The 23,873-nt window shown below is 37.6% G+C and carries 22 protein-coding genes; 9 read left to right on the top strand and 13 right to left on the bottom strand.

The features are described 5' to 3' along the window. Nucleotides 1–43: 43 nt before the first annotated feature. Nucleotides 44–1,102, bottom strand: a complete 1,059-nt coding sequence (locus tag E6H07_15445) for an arginase (GenBank protein ID TMI63085.1) — start codon at nt 1,100–1,102, stop codon at nt 44–46. A gap of 198 nt (nt 1,103–1,300) precedes the next feature. Then, nucleotides 1,301–2,950, bottom strand: a complete 1,650-nt coding sequence (gene ftcD / locus E6H07_15440) for a glutamate formimidoyltransferase (protein TMI62799.1) — start codon at nt 2,948–2,950, stop codon at nt 1,301–1,303. 174 nt (nt 2,951–3,124) lie between these two features. Between ftcD and E6H07_15435 the strand changes: the two genes are divergently transcribed. From E6H07_15435 to E6H07_15420, 4 genes are all read left to right on the top strand, one after another. Continuing rightward, nucleotides 3,125–4,000 carry a hypothetical protein gene (locus tag E6H07_15435; GenBank protein ID TMI62798.1) on the top strand — a complete coding sequence of 292 codons (876 nt, stop codon included), beginning with the start codon at nt 3,125–3,127 and terminating at the stop codon, nt 3,998–4,000. A 410-nt stretch (nt 4,001–4,410) separates the two neighbouring features. After that, on the top strand, nt 4,411–5,070 hold the full coding sequence (locus tag E6H07_15430) for a hypothetical protein (protein TMI62797.1): 660 nt from the start codon (nt 4,411–4,413) through the stop codon (nt 5,068–5,070). Between the two features lie 115 nt (nt 5,071–5,185). Beyond that, the gene (locus E6H07_15425; protein ID TMI62796.1) at nt 5,186–5,602 is read left to right on the top strand and encodes a hypothetical protein; all 417 of its coding nucleotides are present in this window, start codon (nt 5,186–5,188) and stop codon (nt 5,600–5,602) included. Between the two features lie 106 nt (nt 5,603–5,708). Continuing rightward, the gene (locus E6H07_15420; protein ID TMI62795.1) at nt 5,709–6,155 is read left to right on the top strand and encodes a hypothetical protein; all 447 of its coding nucleotides are present in this window, start codon (nt 5,709–5,711) and stop codon (nt 6,153–6,155) included. Here E6H07_15420 and E6H07_15415 read toward each other — a convergent pair whose 3' ends face one another. The 3 genes from E6H07_15415 to E6H07_15405 all read right to left on the bottom strand — a co-directional run bounded on the left by E6H07_15415 (nt 6,156) and on the right by E6H07_15405 (nt 8,048). After that, nucleotides 6,156–6,605 carry a hypothetical protein gene (locus tag E6H07_15415; protein TMI62794.1) on the bottom strand — a complete coding sequence of 150 codons (450 nt, stop codon included), beginning with the start codon at nt 6,603–6,605 and terminating at the stop codon, nt 6,156–6,158. Between the two features lie 65 nt (nt 6,606–6,670). Next, a complete protein-coding gene (locus E6H07_15410; GenBank protein TMI62793.1) occupies nt 6,671–7,489 on the bottom strand; it encodes an ion transporter in 819 nt (272 codons plus the stop codon). Nucleotides 7,490–7,556: 67 nt separating this feature from the next. Then, a complete protein-coding gene (locus E6H07_15405; GenBank protein ID TMI62792.1) occupies nt 7,557–8,048 on the bottom strand; it encodes a low affinity iron permease family protein in 492 nt (163 codons plus the stop codon). An 86-nt stretch (nt 8,049–8,134) separates the two neighbouring features. Here E6H07_15405 and E6H07_15400 point away from each other — a divergent pair, with 86 nt between their 5' ends. Beyond that, nucleotides 8,135–8,479, top strand: coding sequence for a ribose-5-phosphate isomerase (locus E6H07_15400; protein TMI62791.1), 345 nt, complete (start codon nt 8,135–8,137; stop codon nt 8,477–8,479). Between the two features lie 76 nt (nt 8,480–8,555). Here E6H07_15400 and E6H07_15395 read toward each other — a convergent pair whose 3' ends face one another. Beyond that, nucleotides 8,556–9,863 (bottom strand): twin-arginine translocation pathway signal protein, encoded by a 1,308-nt coding sequence (locus E6H07_15395; GenBank protein TMI62790.1) that lies wholly within the window; start codon nt 9,861–9,863, stop codon nt 8,556–8,558. 191 nt (nt 9,864–10,054) lie between these two features. Between E6H07_15395 and E6H07_15390 the strand changes: the two genes are divergently transcribed. From E6H07_15390 to E6H07_15375, 4 genes are all read left to right on the top strand, one after another. Next, nucleotides 10,055–11,953, top strand: a complete 1,899-nt coding sequence (locus E6H07_15390) for a propionyl-CoA synthetase (GenBank protein ID TMI62789.1) — start codon at nt 10,055–10,057, stop codon at nt 11,951–11,953. Nucleotides 11,954–12,044: 91 nt separating this feature from the next. After that, the gene (locus E6H07_15385; protein ID TMI62788.1) at nt 12,045–12,899 is read left to right on the top strand and encodes a CPBP family intramembrane metalloprotease; all 855 of its coding nucleotides are present in this window, start codon (nt 12,045–12,047) and stop codon (nt 12,897–12,899) included. A 135-nt stretch (nt 12,900–13,034) separates the two neighbouring features. Then, nucleotides 13,035–15,065 carry a tetratricopeptide repeat protein gene (locus E6H07_15380; protein ID TMI62787.1) on the top strand — a complete coding sequence of 677 codons (2,031 nt, stop codon included), beginning with the start codon at nt 13,035–13,037 and terminating at the stop codon, nt 15,063–15,065. A gap of 92 nt (nt 15,066–15,157) precedes the next feature. Beyond that, on the top strand, nt 15,158–15,901 hold the full coding sequence (locus tag E6H07_15375) for a DUF3667 domain-containing protein (protein ID TMI62786.1): 744 nt from the start codon (nt 15,158–15,160) through the stop codon (nt 15,899–15,901). 73 nt (nt 15,902–15,974) lie between these two features. On the opposite strand, the gene E6H07_15370 is transcribed toward E6H07_15375, so the two are convergent. The 7 genes from E6H07_15370 to E6H07_15340 all read right to left on the bottom strand — a co-directional run bounded on the left by E6H07_15370 (nt 15,975) and on the right by E6H07_15340 (nt 23,680). After that, nucleotides 15,975–16,712, bottom strand: a complete 738-nt coding sequence (locus E6H07_15370; protein ID TMI62785.1) for a hypothetical protein — start codon at nt 16,710–16,712, stop codon at nt 15,975–15,977. A 98-nt stretch (nt 16,713–16,810) separates the two neighbouring features. Then, nucleotides 16,811–17,047 (bottom strand): hypothetical protein, encoded by a 237-nt coding sequence (locus E6H07_15365; protein ID TMI62784.1) that lies wholly within the window; start codon nt 17,045–17,047, stop codon nt 16,811–16,813. 238 nt (nt 17,048–17,285) lie between these two features. Next, complete coding sequence (locus E6H07_15360) at nt 17,286–18,269, bottom strand: hypothetical protein (protein ID TMI62783.1); 984 nt, start codon at nt 18,267–18,269, stop codon at nt 17,286–17,288. Nucleotides 18,270–18,605: 336 nt separating this feature from the next. Further along, the gene (locus E6H07_15355) at nt 18,606–19,493 is read right to left on the bottom strand and encodes an MCE family protein (GenBank protein TMI62782.1); all 888 of its coding nucleotides are present in this window, start codon (nt 19,491–19,493) and stop codon (nt 18,606–18,608) included. Between the two features lie 21 nt (nt 19,494–19,514). After that, the gene (locus E6H07_15350; GenBank protein TMI62781.1) at nt 19,515–20,294 is read right to left on the bottom strand and encodes an ATP-binding cassette domain-containing protein; all 780 of its coding nucleotides are present in this window, start codon (nt 20,292–20,294) and stop codon (nt 19,515–19,517) included. A gap of 5 nt (nt 20,295–20,299) precedes the next feature. Then, complete coding sequence (locus E6H07_15345) at nt 20,300–21,058, bottom strand: ABC transporter permease (GenBank protein ID TMI62780.1); 759 nt, start codon at nt 21,056–21,058, stop codon at nt 20,300–20,302. 27 nt (nt 21,059–21,085) lie between these two features. Continuing rightward, the gene (locus tag E6H07_15340; protein TMI62779.1) at nt 21,086–23,680 is read right to left on the bottom strand and encodes a hypothetical protein; all 2,595 of its coding nucleotides are present in this window, start codon (nt 23,678–23,680) and stop codon (nt 21,086–21,088) included. Between the last annotated feature and the right edge of the window lie 193 nt (nt 23,681–23,873).

Here is a 23,873-nt window from a genome sequence, read left to right as displayed (position 1 = left end):
ACGAATATTCAAATGCAAAGCCCGTTTTTATTGACGGGCTTTTTTATGTATTAACAGATTCCCTCGCCTTTACAAAATCACTCACCAAATAACTAACTAGTTTACCGCTGGTGGCATCAGTTCTGCCATCGGATAATCGTGTTGCTCCTTCGCAAATATGGAGATAAGCAGGTTTGCTGTCAGCAGCAACAAAAGAAATGTATTGACGTGCATGATTCGGAAGAATGCCAACCGGTGTCATAGCACTGCTGAGTGTATGTTCGATGCAATCAATATCAACATCTATTCCGCATAAGGAGTCTTCAGTAAAACCGGTGGCATGTGCAACAGCCTGCATAAAACTTCTTTTCTCATGCACAAAAATATCTTCGTAAGTAAGACAATCAATAAAAGGATTGTTTACAATATCGATCCAAACATTCTGTGGTAAATAATTTTCATGCAAACCGATAATGCAATATTTCTGCAGGTAACCATCTTCTTCAGCATAGCGGAATGCATTACCGCTATGTCTTCCTTCCATCGGGCGGTAATCAGCATGCGCATCCAAATTGATACAATTAATTTGCGCCAACGGAATCACTCCTGCTTTATGCCAGCCTTTTGCAGTTCCTTTTATTAATGGATAAGTATTATTATGCCCGCCACCAATTACCAATGGTATCTTCTTTGTTTCTGCGATGATCTTTGCTAACTGTTCCACTTCATCATCGATCGCATTCACAGCATGACGATAGGCTTCTATTTTTTCATCATCACTTTTTGCTGTGGTATCGATCAGGTATTGTATATCTCCAAAATCAAAATGGCCGAGCAGCAATACTTCTCCCCCATCAAAAAAATCATTGCTTTGAATATTCAGGAATGATTGTAAAAAAGGGATCCATAAAGTATCTGTACCACCAATGCCCAGATTTCCTTTTGCTCCCAGGTCTTCCGGCACACCGAACAATATGTACTTGGCAGTTGATGTTGCAAGGGACTTTGCAATATCATTCGCATCCTGTATCACCTGTAAACGTTCACCTAATTTGGTTTCAAAGCGGCGGATCCTTGTAAGCGAAAGAATATCTGCTTTATTATAAATTTTCAAATGCTGCATAGCAGATTGTTTCTTAACCGGTGGCTCTGCGGCTTCCTGTATATTTTGCTTTTCCATTTTTAAAAGATTCTATTTATAAAGCTATTGAATTTTTATTTCACGCCAAGGCGCAAAGATTTGAGCAAGACGCAAAGACATTACTAAGACAGATCATTCTTTGCGTCTTTTGTATTTCACCTGGCGTCTTTGCGTGAAACCCTATATCCCAATTTTCCCATTCACAATATCCAAAATCTCAATCTCTAATTTCTTAGCCTTATCCTCGATCTCCCTCCCCTTCTTCACCACATCAGCAACAAACGAAGCATCATCATACCCAGCCGCATTAATGCGAACATTCATGAAAGCTCCCATCACGGCACTGCGGGCACAGAGGGCACCAACACCTGCATCCGAAACGGAATTCGGATTGCCAACCTCTGCCATCTCCTTTATTACTTCCATACTATCATAAGAAGCCTGCATTACTTTAAAAGGAATTTCGATGGCAAACCGTGTAGCATCGGCAATTGCTTTTTTGCGGGTAATTTTTTCCTCATCCGTTGCTTTTGGCAAACTCATCGCCGACATAATATGATTAAAGGCTTTTGTATCTGCATCTACCAGTCGCAGCAACTCATCTTTATACTGCTGGCCTTTCTCTGCCCAATTGCTGAACTCCTCCCATCTATCATCCCAACCTTTTTTATGCGATGAAAGATTAGCAACCATCGTCGCCAGTGAAACACCCAGCGAACCAACATAAGCAGCAATAGAACCGCCACCCGGCGCCGGACTTTCACTTGCTGTTTCATCTGCAAAATCATTCAGCTTCATGTTGACGAGTTTGCTTTCGGCTTTATCACGCAACATGTATTCAATTATTTTTTCTTCAGGTTTAAATGGCCCGAGTTCATCAAGCCCCAACGATTTCACAGCGATCTTTATTAATTCTTTTTCTGAAACACCGGTTGAACGTTTTTGTTTTTGCAGAAAATATTTACCTGCATCCAGCATTGCTTTCAACGGGATCAATCCAACCAACTCAGAACCGGTAACACGAATACCACGGGCATCTGCTTTTTTACATACTTCATCAAAAGCAATATGCACCGGCGTAATATTTATATTGGTAAGATTGATACTTATCTGTGCAACACCATACTCTTCTATGTACCATCCAATCGCCTTTACTGACTTTAACGAGCCTGGAACAACTATCATCTCTCCACTATCATCTTTTATCCTCCTCCCCGCTTCACGAACATCAAACGCAATCGCATTGGCACGACGGGTAGAAGTTGTATTCAGGTTTACATTATAAGCCACCAAAAAATCTCTGGCGCCGATCACAGTGCCGCCGCGTTTTACATCAAATATTGCGGGGCCATGATCAGGCAATAGTTGCAATATCTTTTTAAAAAATCCTTCATACTCACCGGCACGGATCACAGAAAGATTGCTGCGGCTCTTATCTGCCTGCGCCGCTTCATACAGGTACACGGGCAGCAGTAACTCCTCACCCACACGTTTGGCCAACTGCTGTGCATATTGCGCCGTTTCTTCCATGCTAATATTGGCGATCGGTATCAACGGGCATACATCTGTGGCACCCATGCGGGGATGCTCGCCTTTATGTTTACTCATATCGATCAGCTCACCGGCTTTTTTAATAGCACGGAAAGCCGCTTCCACCACGGCTTGCGGGTTGCCTACAAAAGTTACCACGGTACGGTTAGTTGCCTTGCCCGGGTCCACATTCAGCAGCCTCACTCCTTCCACTGCTTCTATCTCATCCGTTATCTGTTTAATGATATTCATGTCCCGCCCCTCGCTGAAATTGGGAACACATTCTATGATTTGTTGCATGCTGGTTTATTTGAGTGCTAAGATATTGGATGTGGAGGATTTTTATGTAACCAGCTTTGTTGCTACTATTAAGCTTCTGTTGCGTCGCACTCTTGTACGATTGGGAATTCTAATCAACAATCATTCTTTATGATTATTACTATTTAACTTTATCTATACCAAATCCTTCGCTTCATGGATTCAAAAAAGCACTTTTTTAATGCGTCCGATGCTGATTACATCAACATCAGGTTTGCTTGTCCATATTGTCAAGCTGAAGTATTTAGCGGATATCTTCCTGTCCATGATTCAAATTTATTTGCCAAAAATTCGAAAGACAGTTATGTCCACGAAGACCATGAAGCGATTTGTGATGATTGTAATGAAAGCTATTGGCTAACAATGTATGTCGGTAATGACGATGCCTATATTAAGATGGAAAGCTCAGATGAAATTCCTAGCATAAAAATTGATGAAATATCAAAAGAAGAAATTGAATATGAAATTAACCAATATGAAGCCATCTCAGCTAATGTAGATTTACTTGAAACGTTTAAATCAGGCATTAATAAACTAAAAAAATTGAATGCTGTTGATTTAAAGGATAAAGAATTAAACACGATACTAAAAATGCAGATTTATACCGGATTAATTGCAACCATGGAAACATTTTTATCGGATGCTTTTATCAATCGATGTATGACTGACAAAATTTTGTTTAAAAAGTTTGTACAAACATACCCTGAGTTTAGGCAAAGGAAGCTTGAGCTTCGAGATATATTTGAACAATACGATAATTTAAATGAGACGGTCAAATCAATCCTATTGAAAATTATCTATCATGATTTAAGCCGTGTAAAAGAAATGTATCAAAATACGTTTGAAATCGATTTTCCTGATTTAGAAAAGCCAATTAGATGTGTATTAGTTAGGCATGATATTGTTCATCGAAACGGAAAAACAATTGATGGAAATGTATTAAAGATATCATCTGTAGATGTGACAAAGGCTATTAACGTTATTGCAAAATTTATAATGGATATTGCAAACAAACTTAATTTGAGACGGTAATCAAAAATTACTCTCTCTGTCCTGGTTCGTGTCCGTAATAAAAAGCCCAGTTGAGTGTTCCCACGAAACGGAACGAATATTAATGTAGGGAAGAAAAATACTACTAAGAGGTAATTGACTTGTCAATTTATTCAAGTTATCTTTAGTTAACCTTTTTTGTCATTTTCATTTAAAAGCCATAATATGATTCTCATTCCTATTTTTTTTATATTTAATATAATCATCTTGATATCACAAATTTCAAGAAGAAATAAACTAAAGATAAACCTTGAACAAACCCAGGAACCTGAAGAGATTGCAGCTTTTCAAAAGGCAATTGATAAGGCAACAACATCTCTGGTTATCACAGTTATTGCGCTTATTGCTCTCCTTATGGTCTCAATTTATATATTAAGTGCCCCCTCCTACTAATGTACCTAATTTATCTTCTCATAGTAATTGTAGTTTTAACTTTCTATGCAATAAGGAAGAAAACAAAAAAAAATGATTTTGAAAGAATTCATCGGGAAAGAGAAATAGCTAACGCACCAAAATTCCTCTATTTAAGGAATTTTCTTGTTGACGGAGATGATGGTGGAGGAGGAAACATTGAAATAATGAAACTAGTTCCGAAAGAGCTTGATTTAGCAAATAAATTAATTCATCTGAACCATCATCTCATAGCCGTTGGTAAACCCGAGGAAGACCTTCCTGAAATTGGGTTTGATCGAAAAAGATTTTCAAATGACACATGGCAGGAAGAAGTTTTAAAACTAATGAGAGATAGTCATTTAATTATTTATAGACCGGATACTTCCCCAGGTGTATTGTGGGAAATGGGTAAAATCTTAGAATTAGGTTACAGGGAAAAATTGATACTTTGGTCAGACATGGGCTTTGGTGAAAATAATGATATACAAAAAGCCAGGTACAATACATTCCGTCGTAAACTTGCCGAGCAATTCTCAGAACAAATTCCACCTTTTGAACGACATAAAAAATTTATGGTAAGTGATTCAAAGAATAGTTGGGAGGTGTTTTATTTGATAATTCAAACGTCTATTTATAAACGATTGTCAAATTTGAAATAATTGCTATCGTCGTGACATTTTCCCTCTGCTCGAGTCTTGCTCCTAAGAAATTACAAACAAAAGAATGATGCAGCATAGATTAATATTGAATTTGCAAATCTTTTACCTTTAACTTATGAGTGATACTTACATTTCCATAATTCCAAAAACCAAAGATTATCCTGAAAGGAAAGCTAAGGCAAATGAAATTCTTAATTGGTTAATAGCAAAAGATATTGTGAAACCTGAATTATCAGATTGCACTTTAGGTTCTGACAATGGGTATAGTGTTTCGCATGGGGCAAAAAGTGTTGTTGATGAACCAGAGTATTTACCTTTTGATTTAATAACAAATGGCCTCGATATTATTACAGAAACACAAGTTTTTCATCCGGGACAATTTTGGGATGATGAAGATGGAGATGTATCGAAGTTACCTGAAAGTAATCTTGGATTTATATTTTGGAATTGGCCACCATTCAACGAAACATTCATCAAAGAATTCAAAAACAAGTTGGGTTTTGATGTGGAAGTAATGATCGGGAAACTCTAAATAGTTCTATCAGCCAAAATTTTGTCCCTAAAAAAATAACAAAAGAAAGATACGGGCAGACCCCGGTTGTTTTCTTCTTTAAATAATTTGATATTTGGTTTTAATTATGGAAACAGAAATAACACTTCAAATTATTCTGATCAAGCCGACAAAGGATGTGGATTTTGGATTGCAAAAAGGATCTGGGAATAATTATGAAACAATTCAAAAGCAAAGATCGGCTGGTCTGGATCTATTATTTAAGTTTCCTGTTAAAATAAAAGGCGAAAGAAACAAAGACCCGCTTCCAAAATTTTCCGGGCCTTATGTTCAAGGCCCAACCGGCAGTAAATTTATTTATATTGATATAGGAACTTGCGCAGGGCAAATAGGCACCGCCTGGTCAAGAAGACTTAAAATTCCTTTGACAGGAATTGACTGGAAGGATATTGATAAATTAATTGCTGATACCAATTCTATTTTAGAAACAATTGTTCCCGGAACAGGACGAGATGGCGGACCCAATTGTGCAACAGTAAAACCATTTGATGGTTGGCACCTTAAGAAACTATAATTACAATCTTTTCATTCGTGAAAATGGGAAACCGTTACAACCAATTTTAGGGTTTTTTCTGTCAGCTATAATTGTTGCTTTAGCAGTTTCCAAAGTATTCGCATTATAAATTGTTAAACAAAACCCCCAATGATAAGGTTCCATGCCCGTGAAATTCATGTAGTCGATCCGGGTAAACAACCCGCCATTTGTTTTATTAGTTTTATCATTTTGTACTAGAATGTATTGTTCTGTTGTATCGCAAATAATGATATGATATTTAAGACTGGGTTGCTGCAACCAAATGGTATCGTTTATAGTATATTGTTCTCCATAATCATCCCCGAATGTGCCTTTCAAAAAAGCCGGTAGACTTTTCTTTATTGTGTGAGTAGTATCAGCCGGCTGGGCGAATGTTTGCTGCTTGCAAAGTGTGAATAGTATTGTTCCTATGATGAAAGCTTTTAGCATTGTATTTAATTTTTGTCTCCTCCCCCTTGGTTCGTGTCTCCAGGCAATGAAACGATTGAAGTCATTTATAATGCAGAGCCGCAATACTTGCAAAATTTTGCATTACGATCATGCCCTTCCTCCCCACAGCCCGGGCATGTTTCATGTCCATGCTTTTTACTTCGTACTGCTAAAGCTATGTCAGTCGTGATGATTCCTGTAGGTACGGCAATGATACCATAGCCTATAAACATTACGATGGATGCAATGAATTTTCCTAATGGAGTTACTGGTGAAATATCGCCATAGCCAACTGTAGTTATTGTAACGATAGCCCAGTAAATACTATCTGGAATGCTACTGAATCCATTTTCACCATTCTCAACAAGATACATGATCGATCCGAGGATTATGACCATGGCCAATACGACCAGCATAAAGATGAAGATCTTTTTTAAACTGGAATAAATGGCAGTTTTTAGAAACTCCATCTCAGTCAGGAAATGAGTAAGTTTAAAAATTCGGAAGATGCGTAAAAGCCGGAGTGCCCGTAATACCAGTAGTGATTGTGCACCAACAAAGAATATACTGAGGTAAGATGGAATGATGGCCAGCAGGTCTATAATTCCCAAAAATGAAAATACATATCCCAATGGTTTTTTTATACTAACCAGGCGGAGTATATATTCTATGGTGAACAAACCTGTGAAAACCCATTCCAGTACAAAAAAGAGATCTCCATATTTATTATGGTAAACCTTAATGCTATCAAGCATCACAACGACAATAGAACCCAGGATGAGAACCAGGAGTGCCTTATCAAATATTTTACCAGCAGTAGTATTTGATTCATAGATCGTTTCATGAAGCTTTGATTGCCATGATTGCTGGAGATTTTTCTGCATAAAGCAAAACTAAGATATTAAGTGGGCAATTGTACCACGCAACGGAATGGAAGAATGTAAAACATTTTTAAGCAGTTATATTAGTTTGGGATGATCTGTTCGCCTCGTCTGTATGTTTATCCGTCATCTCTTCAAGTTCTGTTTCAGTTTTTTCCTCTATATCCAGCAGCTCATTGTTTGCTTTATCATGACTTAGGATCAGTTCATTAATTTTTATACGTATAGATGCTGAGGTCTTGTTGACAGCTTTTTGAATAATAAAAAAACTGAGAAACGTAATAGAAACAATAATGTCACGGATAAGCTCCTGCAGATATGTATAGTGCCTTATGCTTTGAACAAGAAAAAAGAGCACTAAAAAAAAAGCAATAACAAATGTAAGCGGGTGCCCGTATATTTTTAATGCTATACTCACCATACTTTCGAACCACTCCTCCATTCGTTGATTGGCTGTTTTTTCTTTCATAACAGAAGGTACAGAAAATTCGTGCCATTGTTTCAATGCAATCAATATTTTTTCCCTCCCGGCCGGGATTCCTCCGCCCTGGATCGTGTCCATAATTAAGAAAGCCCCATTACGTAAAGAAACATAACGTTACAAGCCAATTACATGTTAGCTGTAAAAGAAAGATATTTGTTCCAGGAATGAGATACTACGTTTACGTTATCGAGCTATCAAAACGAGTGTTTACTGAAAACACCCGATTCAGGGAAGCTAATCCACAATTTAATGGAGTGCTTCAATGTCTTTATGTAGGAATGACGAGTAAAACCCCGGCAGAAAGATTCAAGCAACATAAAACAGGATATATAAATAAGAAGGGATACAAACTATCTGCCTATATCCCTCAAAAATACGGGAGCTATTTACGTCCCAGTCTTTACGAACATTTGAACAGTAAGCCAATGACAAGGCAGGAAGCTTTACTGATGGAAAAAAAACTTGCTTTAGATCTAAGAAGGCAGGGCTATGCAGTTTGGTTCAACTGAATATGATTTTATTGCGGGATCTCATCACCCTGAGCTTGTCAAACGGTTATTGAACTTTAGTACAAAAGATGAGTTTTTACTGTAAAGGAATTGGTGCAAGTACCGTTTTCTCCCATGCAATGAATTTGTTCTTCAATTTCAAAAAAGCGTCCGGGAATTTTTCCTTTATATTATTTTTCTCTGAGGGGTCAACAGACAGATCAAAAAGATATTCCTCACCTTTTTCATCACGCAACCATTTCCAACTGCCGTCACGAATAGCATAATGTTTTCTGCGCTGAAAAATTCTCCAGTACAGCGTTCTTGGTACTTCAGTTTTTTCCCCCGTTAGCACCGGCATCAGATCTATCCCATCTAAAGGAAAATTTTTATCTGCCCTGGCTCCTGCAAGAGCAAGTATTGTTGCTGTCCAGTCCATGGTTGTAGAAACCTGTGTTGTTATTGAAGCTTCCTTAAGTTTTCCTGTCCATCTAACGAACGCCGGCTCACGAATACCACCTTCCCATAATTGCATTTTCCCACCTTTATAAATTCCGTTGTCAGAAAATTTTTCACCACCATTATCACTTGTGAAAATGATCACTGTATTATTGGACAAGTTAAGATCATCGATCGCTTTCACAACATTACCCACTGCATCGTCAAGGCTTTTCATCATTGCGGCATAAACCTGCGGCGAGCCACCTTTACTCCATTCAGTACCATTACCAGGAGCCACAGGCTTATCTCCGGGTGCCTGCCATGGCCAGTGAGGTGCACTGAACATTAGTGAAAGAAAGAAAGGTTTCTGGTGTCGCTGTTTTATAACTTCAATTGCCTTTTCACCGAGTATATCCGTGATATAACCACTCTTCTCTATTGGTTTATCATTCTCATAAAGATCAGGTTCGCCACGAAAAGCAGTATGAGAAATATAATCGGTTGCGCCGGATTTAAATCCGAAAAAATAATCAAAGCCGTTTTTATTGGGTGTATGCTCAGGTTGATATCCCAAATGCCATTTTCCAACAAGATAAGTTTCATAGCCTGCTTTCTTCAACAACGTTGCTATTGAGGGTGTTTCAGAAGTTAATCCTACAAGACTATCGTCCGCAATAGGCTCATACAATCCAACTGTTAGCCGTGCGGGATAACGCCCTGTAATAAAAGCAACTCTTGTTGGCGTGCATACAGGTGCTGCTGCATAGGCATTCATGAACTTTACACCTTGGGCACATAACTTATCGAGGTTGGGTGTTTGATAATCTTTTCTTCCATAACAACTGAGATCTGCATAACCAAGATCATCTGTCATGATATAAATGATATTTGGTCTTGCGTCTTTTTGTGCTGATAAGAAATTGAAAGAAAAACTGAAAAGTAAAATAAAAATGTTGCGACGCATATAATGTGTTTGATAAGAAAGTTACGTAATCCTTCTCAGACTAGTCTTCGCCCAATCTAAATAAATGTGTCTTATAAAGAAGAATCTTGGAGAGCTAAACAAAAAATTTTGCAGATAAACCATCAAGGCATCAAGATAAAATAAACGATAACTTTAGCTATATTAGTTTTTTGTAGTAACTTTTCTTTACTATGAACTACAAAGAAATTTACCAGTATAGCATAAATGAAAAAGAAAAATTCTGGGCTGAACAAGCCCGGCAATTGAAATGGTTCAAGGAGCCTTCGAATATTTTAAGCAAGAATGAGAAAGGTTTTTATACCTGGTTTGCTGATGGTGAAATGAATACTTGTTATCTCTGTCTTGACTTTCATATAGAGCAAGGAAGAGGCGAACAAACTGCATTGATCTATGATTCGCCGGTTACGAATACCATAAAAAAATATTCTTACGCTGAGCTAAGAGATGCAGTTGCAAAATTTGCAGGTGGCTTGCAAGATCTTGGAATTACAAAAGGTGATACTATTGTGATTTATATGCCCGTTATACCCGAGGCGGCCATTGCGATGCTGGCCTGTGCAAGGATAGGCGCCATTCATTCTGTAGTGTTTGGTGGTTTTGCTCCACATGAGTTAAGTGTTCGCATTGATGATGCGCAACCCACAGCGATCATCTCTGCCTCCTATGGAATTGAAATTGATAAAACGATACCTTATAAACCACTTGTTGATGATGCGATCAACGAATCACAACACAAACCTGCCTATAAGATATTTTTCCAGCGTAAACCGGGGTATGATAATTTAAATGGAAAAGATGAACTTGATTTTTCAGAAATACTGGAGAACGGTGCTGCTGCTGATTGTGTTCCTTTATTATCAACAGATCCTTTATACATCATTTATACTTCAGGCACTACAGGAAAGCCAAAAGGTGTTATAAGAGATAATGGCGGTTATGCGACTGCGTTAAAATTCAGCATGAAGAGTTTTTATAATATGGATCCGGGTGATGTATTTTGGGCGGCAAGTGATATTGGTTGGACAGTTGGTCATTCTTACACCATCTATGCTCCCTTACTGCATGGATGCACTACTATTATGTATGAAGGTAAACCGGTGAGAACACCTGATGCTGGTTCTTTTTGGCGGGTGATCGAGCAACATAAAGTAAAAGCTTTGTTCACTGCACCTACGGCTATTCGTGCAATAAAGAAAGAAGATCCCAAAGGAAAATTATTGGAGCAATATGATCTCAGTCATTTCAAAACATTATTTGTTGCAGGCGAACGTTGTGATCCTCCCACTTATCATTGGATAAATGATCTGTTGCATTGTCCTGTTGTTGATCATTGGTGGCAAACAGAAAGTGGTTGGCCCATGCTTGGTATCATGATGGGTATTGAACATTTCGAACCAAAAGCTGGTTCGGCAGGAATGCCTGTTTGCGGATATGATATTGAAATTTTTTCTGAAGATGGCCAACAATTGGGAGGAAATGTTGAAGGAATGGTGTTAGCAAAATTGCCATTGCCTCCGGGTTGTTTGCCCACACTTTGGAAAAATGATGAACGCTTCCGCAAAGGGTATCTCGAAAAATTTCCGGGATATTATTTAACGGGTGATGGAGGTCATAAAGACAATGATGGATATTTCTATATCATGGGCCGTATTGATGATGTGATCAATGTTGCCGGCCATCGGTTGAGCACGGGAGGAATGGAAGAAATTGTAGCGATGCATGATGCCGTAGCCGAATGTGCAGTTGTTGGAATTGCAGATGAGTTAAGAGGTCAACGACCCGTTGCATTGGTGTTATTAAAAGATGGTACTGCAATTGAAGAAAGTAAATTGGAAGAAGAACTGGTTAATTTGATCAGGGAAAAAATTGGTGCAGTAGCCTGGTTTAAAAATGCAACGATCGTAAAAAGATTACCAAAGACAAGATCAGGAAAAATTCTTCGTAAGATCATTTGCAAGATTGCCGATGGTGTTGAATATACTACACCTCCTACCATCGATGATCCGCTTATTCTTACAGAGATATCAGAAAAATTAAAAGAGAGAAAGATCGGAATGGCGTTTCAGTGAATGAACTTAGTGAATTTAATAAACCAATATTTCTGCTTCTAATTCATGTCATAGATGACTTTCAACAAAATGATTTATTAAAGCCGGCTTTATGTGGAATCGCTTTCCTCCATTAATACAGGCCATTATTACTGGTCTAATCGTTGCGATTGCAGGAACAATACCCTGGGCATTTCTTGTTCGTTTAAATCTTGATCATCTTCCTTCAGTTCCATGGTGCATAATACCTGCTTCCATTTATCTCTGGTTTTTCTGGAAATATGTAAATGGAGCCGGTTGGCCCCGCTCCACTGCTGCAATAAGAAAAAAAACAGCAAGGTCAAATCAACTCAGTAGCGAAGTATGGGGTTCAGCGATCGTAGCAGGTATATTAGGTTTAGTATCTCTTGTAATTTTTTCAGGCCTGCTAAACCGTATGATAAAGCTGCCGAAACAGGATGTATCAGAATTATCACACGTTCCTTTTGCATCTTTATTTTTTATATTACTTATGAGTGCTGCTTTTGCGGGTGTCGTCGAAGAAACTGCTTTCCGCGGTTATATGCAGAAACCTATTGAACAACGCCATGGCCCCGTAATTGCTATTGTGGTGACAGGATCTTTTTTCGGGTTTATGCACTTTACTCACCCTGAGACCACATTCGCTTTGTTGCCATTTTATTTTTCTGTGGCAACTATTTATGGCATGCTTGCTTATATCACAAATTCTATTTTACCAGGAATGATTCTTCATGCAGTGGGCAATGTATTTGGGAGCATGGACTTATTGCTTCGTGGTCAATCAGAATGGCAGCAATCTGCTGTACCGCAACCATTGATATGGGAAACCGGAACAGATGGCTCGTTCTGGCTTTCATGTGTGGGGTTGATCGTTATTGGTACAATTACAGTATGGGCCTATACGAATGTGGCTAAAGAAATGAAAAGATCACAGTCAGCAGGATGAAATTGTGACATTGCCACGCATTTTCTTATTCAGCTTCCCATAAAAATTAATGGTATATTCAACTACTGATCCACACTGCTAACATTTTAGCTTAAGTAAAAAGAGAATTACGACCGGATATAAAGAACAAATTCAATGAACCAAGCCCGCCAGCTCGCCGCCATTATGTTCACCGATATAGTCGGTTACACGGGCATGATGCAGGCCGATGAGCAAAAGGCAGTAGCGGTAATAAAACATTATAACTCCTCCCTTGAAGAATTAGTAAAGCAATATAATGGCCAGGTATTAAATTATTATGGCGATGGAAGCCTTTGTATTTTCCAAAGCGCTACCGATGCAGCTAATTGTGCTCTTGCTGTTCAAAAGGAATTGAAAAACGATCCTGCAGTCCCATTACGTATCGGTTTACACATCGGTGAAGTTTTTTTTGAAAATGAAAAAGCATTGGGTGATGGAGTGAATGTGGCCTCAAGGGTTCAATCACTGGGACAAGAGAACAATATTTTAGTTTCTGCTGAATTTCATGATAAAATAAAAAACAATTCTTCCTTTACATCTATTTCGCTGGGTCAATTCGAATTTAAAAATGTCAGAAAGCCATTGGAAATATTTGCATTGACCAATGAAGGATTGTCAATTCCGCAGCGGAGTAAGATGGAAGGGAAACTAAAGAAAAGATCAGGAAAGAAACAGGTCATTATTGTAGCATCGTTGATCATCCTCTTTTGTGTAGCTGGTTTTTTAATTTACAAAACATTCTTTGCTGGGAAAGCTGATGCATCAAACGAGCAATCCATTGCCGTACTCCCCTTTGTAGATATGAGCCCTGCAAAAGACCAGGAATACTTCAGTGATGGCATGAGTGAAGAATTATTAAATCTTTTGGCAAAGATCCAGGGTTTAAAAGTGATCTCTCGTACTTCATCTTTTTCTTTTAAAGGAAAAAATCTTGATGTCCGGAAGATTGGTGAGAACCTGGGTGTTGATAATATACTGGAAGGCAGTATCCGCAAATCGGGTAATACGATCCGCATTACAGCGCAGTTGATCGAAGTAAGTAAAGGAACTCATCTATGGTCTGAAACATATGACCGGGAGTTGAAAGATGTATTTGCATTACAGGATGAAATTTCAAAGATGATCGTTGACATTTTAAAGATCAAGCTAAGTGGTAAACAACCAAACCAGTTAGCAGGAAGTTTCACCAAAAATCCTGAAGCTTATGAGGATTATCTGAAAGGACGCTATCACTGGAACACGAGAACAGATGAAGGGATAAAAAAAGCAATTGGATATTTTCAAGATGCAATAAAGAAGGATTCCAATTATGCCGGGGCATACTCCGGATTGGCAGATACGTACCTTACTCTCTATGACTATGAGTTAATGTCTTTTGATGAATCAACTTCAAAAGCAAAAGATGCGGCTCTACGGGCATTAAAGATAAATGAGAATCTTGCCGAGGCGCATAATTCTCTTGCACATATCGACTTGCATGAGTGGAAATGGAAAAGTGCAGAAGAAGGTTTTCGAAAAGCTATTGCATTAGATCAAAGTTATGTACTGGCTCATCATTGGTTTGCGCTCTGCCTCACAGCCATAGGAAAAACAAATGAAGCAGTTACCCAGATGGAGAAAGCCAGGGAGCTTGATCCACTGTCAACCCGTATTAATGCTGACCTGGGGATGGCTTATATTTCTGCGGGAAGATATGATGATGCAATCAGCCAGGAGCAAAAAACACTGGAGTTGAATCCAAAGTCAGCGGGTGCCCGTTGGATACGTGGTATGGCTTACCAACAAAAGAAAATGTTTGGTGAAGCGATCAAAGATTACCAATCTGCATTAGAACTTTCACACAATAATCCAAATTTTCTTGCTGCACTTGGACATGTTTATGCATCAAGTGGAAATATTGCAGGAGCACATAAAGTTTTGGATACTTTATTTGTTGTGAGCAAACAGGAACCTGTGTCTCCATTTTTCTTTGCTCTTGTATATGCCGGACTTAACGATAAAGAAAAGGCGTTGGAATGGCTGCAAAAAGCTTACGAAGAAAAATCAGGTTCAGTACGATACCTGAAGATGGAGCCACGTTTGCAGAACCTGCGCAATGACCCACGTTATATTGAGCTCATGAAAAAAATCGGGTTATATAAATGATCGATCATACAATCCTGTAATTGATCTCTCTCATGTGACTTAATATGTAACGAAGCAGTAAAAACAATTATCTTCCAATCTAAATCCTTGACATGTCCATAACCTGCTTAAACTGCAATGCCCCGGTAAACGAAAGCTATTGTTCCCGGTGCGGACAGAAGGCTGAAGTAAAAAGACTTACCTGGCATAGCCTGGGAGAAGAAGTGTTTCATTTTTTCACTCATATAGAAAAAGGATTTTTGAAAACAACCGGTCAGCTTATCATACATCCAGGCAGGCTTTGCAAAAACTATCTCGATGGAAAGAGAAAAGCTTATCACAAACCAGTAAGCTTTTTATTAATATGGATCACCATTTATCTTTTCACCTGGTACCTGGCTAATCACTTTACCCATTTCGAGAATAGAACTACTTCTACTTTAGTTACATGGGACGCTTCCACTCTCAATATTATTCAAAAATACAGGAGCTTAATTGATATTCTTATCTTACCTGTAACAGCTCTCCTAAATTGGCTGATCCTTGCCCGGCCCAAATTAAATTACGTGGAGGTATTTTGTGTTTCATTTTATTTATTCTCATTTACATTTATATTTCATATAACTCACATTACCATTACTTCACTTTTGGGCATTCATTATAAAGACAATACCGGTGAATATATCACAGCGGTTTTTGTGGGTATCTGGGCGATTTATGCATGTTACGATTTTTATAAGCTGTATAAGACCCCGTTTCTGATTCCGAAATTAATTGTATGGATTATTGCTGCTTTCCCCGCTTACTTTTATGCTGGCAAAATGATTGCAAAGTTATTGGTGGCGATAGGTTTTTAAATCCTCTTTCTGCCCCCGTTAGTTGTATGTAAAAAATAAAGGCACGTTGCGTGTCTCTCGTTTGATAGCGAGTTTATTGAATATGATATTCTTTCTTAAGGAATATAATTAAGTTACCCGCCATTGTTTTTAATCTTTCCTGCCTTACCCTCACTCCTCTTATCACTGTTTTTAAGTATTGGCTTGATGAAATTATTTTATTGATTGAAAAAGCATCTTGCATAAACAAAAGCGGGTTGCCGGCCGGCTTGTTATAATTTGCAAAATCGGTTGTATCAATCTGCGAGTAAAGGATGTTGCCATCGAAAATAGTTCCTACCAGGTCCCTGAAACCATCACGAATACTTCGTTCGTCTTCGCTTAATATCAAGAGATATCTGATTTGCTGATCATATGACATGATGCTATCCGATGCGGGTAGATTCCTGATCAATCGTAATGCCCCCGAATTTTTAAGTTGTTGCAGCGTACGATCATTTGGAGAGAAATACTGGGGGCGGCTGAGATTGCGGGCATAATAATATGTATCACTGCCTTTGTTCCTGTAATCATTCAGGCAGCTGATGAGAGAATCACACATGCTCTCTCTTTTTTTTCTGTAAACAATGTTTTGCATTATTTGAATAGTATCGCTTTTCAGGTCTTCAATCATTGTAATTATGAATTGTTTTTCCCTTTTGTGCTCAATGAAATGTTCACGTTGATTTTCCACAAGGAATCCTGCCGTCACAGCCAGGAAAAGCATAAAAAATTCCCAGAAATAATGGGTCCATTTTTTTCTTGCAGTATGAGCATGGTGATGAACTTCCATACGATTAAGATAACATATTTTTCTTAGGCTTAATTCGTTTTTGTAAATAAAAGCCACGTGGCCAGTATGTAGAAATGCAGATGAATGATTCTATTCCATTATGCAATCATGGAATTTTGAATAGAATCCTGGGTAAATGCCTCTTGGTTGAGAGAACAAAATTGAATTAAAAAACTATCCACCTCATGTTGTTCCTGTGTTTGAAAGTATGCATCAATTTTGTTATCATAAACTCCAATAACTTTTTGATCTTTTAAAGCCAGGTACTGATAAGGGAATTGTTTAAATAGGTCAGCTTGGTTGTCTAAAAAATATTGAAATTCTTTTTCTAACACGGTATTGATTTTTGATTACACAATACTAAGTAATTATTATGCCATGGCAAATACCTCTTTCGTGGTATTTATGGCGGTTCTTTAATCCCTTTTTGGATGGTTTAACTTCAATTATCCAACCTGAGCCATGTTTAAACTTATTTTATTACCGGAGGACTAATTTATAAAAAAAGAAGCAGTCGTATGAGCTGCTTCTTTTTTTAAAGGATTTTGAAAATTAAACTTTGTAAATAAAAATCTAACTAAACAATCCGCCTTTTTTCAATTCACGAACGCCTTCGCCAATCAAAAATCCATTCTGATAAATTTGTATCGTATATTTTCCGAGCATAAAATCATTAGGCTGTGTATAAGAAAACTGTACTGCTTTCTTTTGTGCTGTCACTATCTCAACCGGTAATTTGGTAGTAAATGATTTGTCACCTTCTTCACGGGTTGTAAAAGTTCCTGAACCTAATGCTTCTGTTGATACGGGTTTACCGTCCGGTCCGGTAACAACCACAAACACATCGGTCATACCTGGTTCAGCAATACGGTTGTTTACATCAAATGATATCATTAGTTTGTCAACACGTTTTGCAGTTTCTGTCGTTTTTTCTTTGCCACTGCTTTTTATATTCACTGGTGTAATGGCGATATTAGAAGCATTTAATGTGGAAGCGATATCAACTTTCTTTGTAAGATCTTCTTTGATAATATTTGTAGCTGTAAGGTCTTCTGTTAATTTTGTTTTCTCTTCTGTCAGTACAACTTTCTCCTGTGTTAATACCTGGTTGTCCTGGGTTAAACGTGCCATATCAGCTTCCATAACAACTATCTTATCATTTAATGATGTGATCAGGACTTTAGCTCTTGCCAATTCTGCTGCTGTTGCGTTTTTCTTATTTAGGATACTGCGTATTTCAGCTTTTGTTTTTGCGATCTCAGAATTTTTTTCAGTCAATTTATTTGACATCTCACTATTGACACCTGCCATGGAATCGAGACGGGCCAATGATTCATCAAAACTTCTTTGCACATCACTTTTTTCATCGGTTACCTGGGCAATTTGTGATTCCTGTGCTACAATAACTTCATTGTTTTTGGTTTTGTCAACCAGTAAATAAGCGGTTACACCTATCAGGGCAACTGCTAAAACGCCGATAATAATGTTTTTAGAACTATTGTTTCGTGGCGTTTGCCTATATGTTGTTGTTGATATAGGTTCGTTTGTATTTGTCATGATATAAATTTTAGCGGTTTAAAAATTAGTATGCTAAACGAAATCTTTCAGATTCAGCTGTAATTTGAAAAGATTTTTATCGTTCTAACCACCATTAGCCCAGAACCGTGCCATAATTTGGTTTCATTTTATTGGAGATAATCTTTCGAATGACTATCTGTTGATTAGTAGCAGATAGTGGCTTATGAAGATGTGAATATAACTTTAGTATGCAGCTATTGTACAGATCAATATTAACCAGAACAGGATTGGTGTTGCTGGTATCTCAGGGAGAATTATATAAAAAGTGAATAGATATATATTCTTTATTGATCAATTAATGCAGTATTGGTATGTTTAACTGCTTGTTATCTTACTTGAAGGAACTACTGGTTTGATCTTTTTTAGAGAATCTTCAGTGTTTTTAATTTGCTGTTTCTTCTTTTTATCTTCTTCTTTTTTTAATTCAGCAGCTATTTTAGCATCTGCTTTTTTCTTTTTATTAAAAAAACCTCTCAATAGAATATTATTTTTTGCAGCTTCCATATTTTCATTAAGTCCTTTGGTAGCACCCTTTATATTAACCATGGTTGTATCAAGTGATTCAGTCAATCCACTATTATTAATTTTAGCTGTAAACATCGCAAACTCATTTGAAGCGGTTTGCAGGTTGACCAATGTACTCTGAAGACTATTCGAAAACTTCTCATCACTTATCAATTTTGATAAGGCGCCATTGCCATTATTCATTTTGGTAGTGAATTGTGCCAGCTGATCTGTTATAATGCCGGCATTATCCACGCTGGTTTTTGCACTCAGCATTACATCTTCCATTTCTATAGCATTTTTTGTAAGGATGATATCACCGTTTTTTACTGGACTATTACCAACGGTACCGGGAGAAATAGTTAATACTTTATCGCCCATCAAACCGTCAGAACCAATACTCGCTTTTGCATCCTTTTTAATAAACTCCTGGTATTTTTTTCTAATCACCAGGTCAACCATTACAGATGTATCCGTTAGCAATTCGACATCAGATACGTTCCCGATATTAATACCCGAAAAGCGAACATTATTGCCTACTTTCAGACCACTTACAGTTTTGAATGTTGCACTTATGTGAAAGGTATTTCCGAATATATTTTTTTGTTTGCCTACAAAATAGATCGTTGCCACAAATAACACCAAACCTACTACTACAAAAACTCCCAATTTCCATGAGGAGCCGGATTCTTTACGCATAACTTATGTTTTAATAAATAACTAATTAAAAAATGAACGCACCCATGCATCATCGCTTTTCTCCAGTGCTTCATAGCTTCCTTCTGCTACCATTACACCATCTTTTAAAATTACCAGCCTGTCGCCGGTCAATTTTGCACAAGCCATATCATGGGTGATAATAATAGAAGTTGTTTTATATTTTTTCTGAACGCTTAGTATCAGTTCACTTATTTCCCGTGAAGTGATAGTATCTAAACCTGTTGTTGGTTCATCATACAATACGATCTCTGGTTGTAAAATAAGTGTTCGAGCCAACCCGATTCTTTTGCGCATACCACCTGATAACTCAGCAGGCATTTTATCAATAGCTTCTGTTAGCCCCACACTTCCCAGTACTGATTGTATTGCTTCATCTACTTCTTTGTTCGTTGATTTTTTTGAATGACGTTTTAACGGAAAAGAAAGATTTTCCCTTACACTCATTGAATCATACAATGCTGAATTCTGAAAAAGAAAGCCAATCCTTACTCTTATTTCATTCAGTTGCTGGTTATTCAGTTTGGTAATGTCTGTATCAAACACTTTTAATTCGCCTTTATCTGCCATAACTAAACCTACAAGGCATTTTATTAAAACTGATTTTCCCGAGCCGGATTTACCCAACACCACAAGGTTCTCACCTTTTTTTACAGTAAGGTCAATTCCTTTCAGGATATCAGTATTTTTTCCAAAAGACTTATACAAACCTTTTATGTCGATTACAGGAGCTGAATAATCAGCAACTCTATATTTTTTTGTATTTGTTTCTGTCTGTATCATTTTTATCAGGATAAAAGATCGGTTAGCTGCACAGCGATCATATCAATAATAAATATTGTAAGTGATGCGGTTACTACTGCAGAGTTAGCAGCCTTACCTACACTCTCCGTCCCGTTGGCTGCGGTGAATCCTTTGTAGCAACCGATCAACCCAATAAAAAAACCAAAGAAAAAAGTTTTAAGAGTGGCTGGAATAATATCTAAAAACTCCAATGAAGAAAGCACCTGGGCAAAATAACGGTACATTGTTACATCACTATGAATATTAATACCTGCAAAGCCTCCTAAAATCCCAATGCCATCTGCAAAAACTACCAGGAGTGGAACCATCAGGGTCGTAGCAAGTACTCTTGTTACAACTAAGTATTTATAAGGATTAATTGCAGATACTTCCATTGCATCAATTTGCTCAGTCACTTTCATTGATCCTAATTCAGCGCCTATACCAGAAGAAATTTTTCCGGCACAAATCAACGCTGTGATAACGGGAGCAATTTCACGTATTAACGAAAGTGCAACCATTCCGGGAAGCCATGATTCAGCGCCAAACTCAGCCAATGTTGGCCGCGATTGAATAGTAAGAACTAATCCCATTATGAAACCAGTGATGGCAACCAGGGGCATCGATTTATAACCGATCGTATAGCACTGTCGCAGAAACTCTTTTAATTCATAAGGAGGTTTTATAACTTCTTTAAAAAACCTTGCAATGAAGATTGTAAAATTGCCGGCTTCGGAGAATGTATTTTTTAAGGTGGCAATCATTTTTTAGGTTTTTATGTAAGTTCTTAGTTAGAAATAAAAACCTACGTAAGCTGAAACGACACGATCTTCTTTTGACATACCATATGTACCGCTTAATGTTACTTTATTAAATAAGGAAAGAAATATTCCAGGGCCATAGCCGATATGCCATGAGTTCGATTGTTCGCCAGGATACCATACACGGCCTACATCATAAAATCCTATCACCCCAATCTTCCCGTTAAACACCTTACTTCTTGCATCGAACATTAACCGTACCTCATTATTATTATAGAAACTTTGTTTCCCATAAAACCTTTCTTTACGGAAACCCCTCAGGTTTTGATCGCTGCCTATTGTGTTTAATTGATAAAATTCCGGCGTACCACTCAATGTAGATCCACCTGCACGAAAAGCAAGTGATATAAATTTAAAAACAGGAATGTAAACAGCCGCCTCAGATGTAAGTCGCATAAATGAATGATCACTTGTATTCAGATTATGTGTATAGGATGCAGCAGTTTGAAAAGTAAATCCTTTTACCGGAATGACAGGGTCGTCTGTTTTTTGATACTTGTATTTTATTTCTCCACCTACAAAATGTGCTCTTTCTAAATTAATTTCGAGATTGTCCGTGGCAAAATCTTTTATAATACGAGACTCATCCTCTTTGATCTTTACTGTTTGATAAAACCCGTTAAACCCCACGAAATGGTGGCCCATATTGCGGTTGATACCTGCTTTGCCATAAAACTCCTGGCTACGCAACCGGTAATAACGGGTACCAAAAGAAGAATAATATATGCTTTCATTTCCTACTCCAAAGAAATTAACGACAGTAGGTATTCCTGCACCTGCAGTAAGGACTGCATTCCATTTACCGATTGCCTGGTAAAAAATACTATTGTATTCAAGATTCACCGACGCACGGGTAAGAGAATATTTCACTTTAATACTTTGGTCGTGGCCAACCGGCTCTTTACGCCATTGTTCTGTTTTTTTGCCAAAGCCGATTGTCACTGAAATAAATCCTGCACTAAACCGCGGCCCTTTACCGTCATAATCAAAACTTTTATAGTTGTATGAATTCATTGCAGAATCATTGCTGATATGCAGTCTCGTTTCATCGGAAGCAATAAAACCACTTTTTTCAGAATCATATACCTGGGTTAGTTTTTTACTGCCGGAAACAGATGAGGCGTCAATGACTGAATCTTTTCCTTCACCTCCGATCACACGGATAAGAATTCCTTTGCCGGATGAGCCATTGATGCTGAACACATCATTGTCATTCATACCATACAATCTTATTTCATTTGTTTCAGTTGTAAAAAACTTCCGGTTGTAAAATGGTTCCTTTCCTCTTTCTCCATCTTTTTTGATCTTATATATTTCTACCGTTGTCTCATTATCATTTACCCTGCTTATTTCGAAAAATTCTTTTTTATCACTGCCGGGGATATCAACATTTTCAGCAAGAAATTTATAATAAACTGTTGCATATTCAACAAGATGATTACGGCGTGATTTTAATTTACTGATCATTTCATTTCCTGAAACAGGAAATACTTCGGGAGGGAGAAGGCCTACTGCCTCCTCAATAACTCTATCAGTAAGTAAATGTTTCAGATCTTCTGCAATTGTCACCCATTGTTTTAATGAAGGTTCATTCGCCATTCGCCTGTCGAGGTTGCGTGCAGGAAAGTTATACGTCGTTATATCTTTAATTGTAGAGTCGAACGATTGCAAATGGCCGAACCCTGCAACTGAAATTACACTGCTTAGCCTTTTACCATCCAATTTTGTAAAAGCCTGGTCGCGGTCTCTTGGAACAGGTCTGAAGATCTTTTTATCACCATCATTAAAAGCTGCCCATCTCCACTGGTCTTCATGCCTTCCCCAATCACCGATGAAAAAATCAAATAACCTTGCTTTTATAAATGCTAACTGATCAACACTGTGATCATTGTCTTCTGCAAGTTCTTCAAGTAGTTTTTCTGTTCCGACAATTTTTTTTGAGTTACCAAAGTTTGGAGCTGTTTCCCAATTTTCATCGGGACGTTGTTCAAAAAGATAAAGTTGGTTGGCAAAATCTTTATTAAATGTATCTAATGCAGGTTGTTCAGGTAAGAAAATAATTTCAGGCCATGTATGATAAATTTTAGCCGCTTCTGCCATAGGGGCAATAGTAACTGCTGAATAAGGATGTGCAATGGAAACCTGGTCATCAATAATAGTTTCAATGAAAGTGCCCTGGTAAATTTCGGGTAATGCTTTGCCAAAAGATTTGTCAATACTTCTTAATACATACTCCCTTCCCTCTTTATCCCGCAACCTTAATGTTTTTGATTGACGTCCTCCCCCTTTTTCATATGGGATTAACCCGCCTGCAAGTGTGTCTAGTTTTACTACTTTAACTTTTACCGGAGTTGCCCATTCTTTACGGTAATGAGTGCCCCAGCGTTTTTGATGAGCTGGATCAGTATTATATTGCGGACCCGCAACAACTATTTTATAAGAAGAATCTTTTGAAACATAAACCGGAGCCATTTGGCTATAACTAATACTTGTTATCAAAAGTGATAACAATAAAAAAATGAATTTTACATAACAGCATAGTTTTTTGGTAATTATAAAGCGCATAATATCATCCTGTTTAAGAAAGTGTATAGAAAAACCTTGCCAGAAATTATTTTTTAACCACTTCACAGTTAGTTCTGAACTGTTTTAGTATAGAAAATGGTTTTTTTAGACAGAGAATGAGATTTACGGAAAACCTGCATTCTGTAAGAGGTAAAGATGAACTACTTTGAATGATATAGTATTACACAACTAT

The organism is Bacteroidota bacterium, from assembly GCA_005882315.1.
Lineage (GTDB): Bacteria > Bacteroidota > Bacteroidia > Chitinophagales > Chitinophagaceae > VBAR01.
This window is presented reverse-complemented; position numbering and strand designations above follow the sequence as displayed.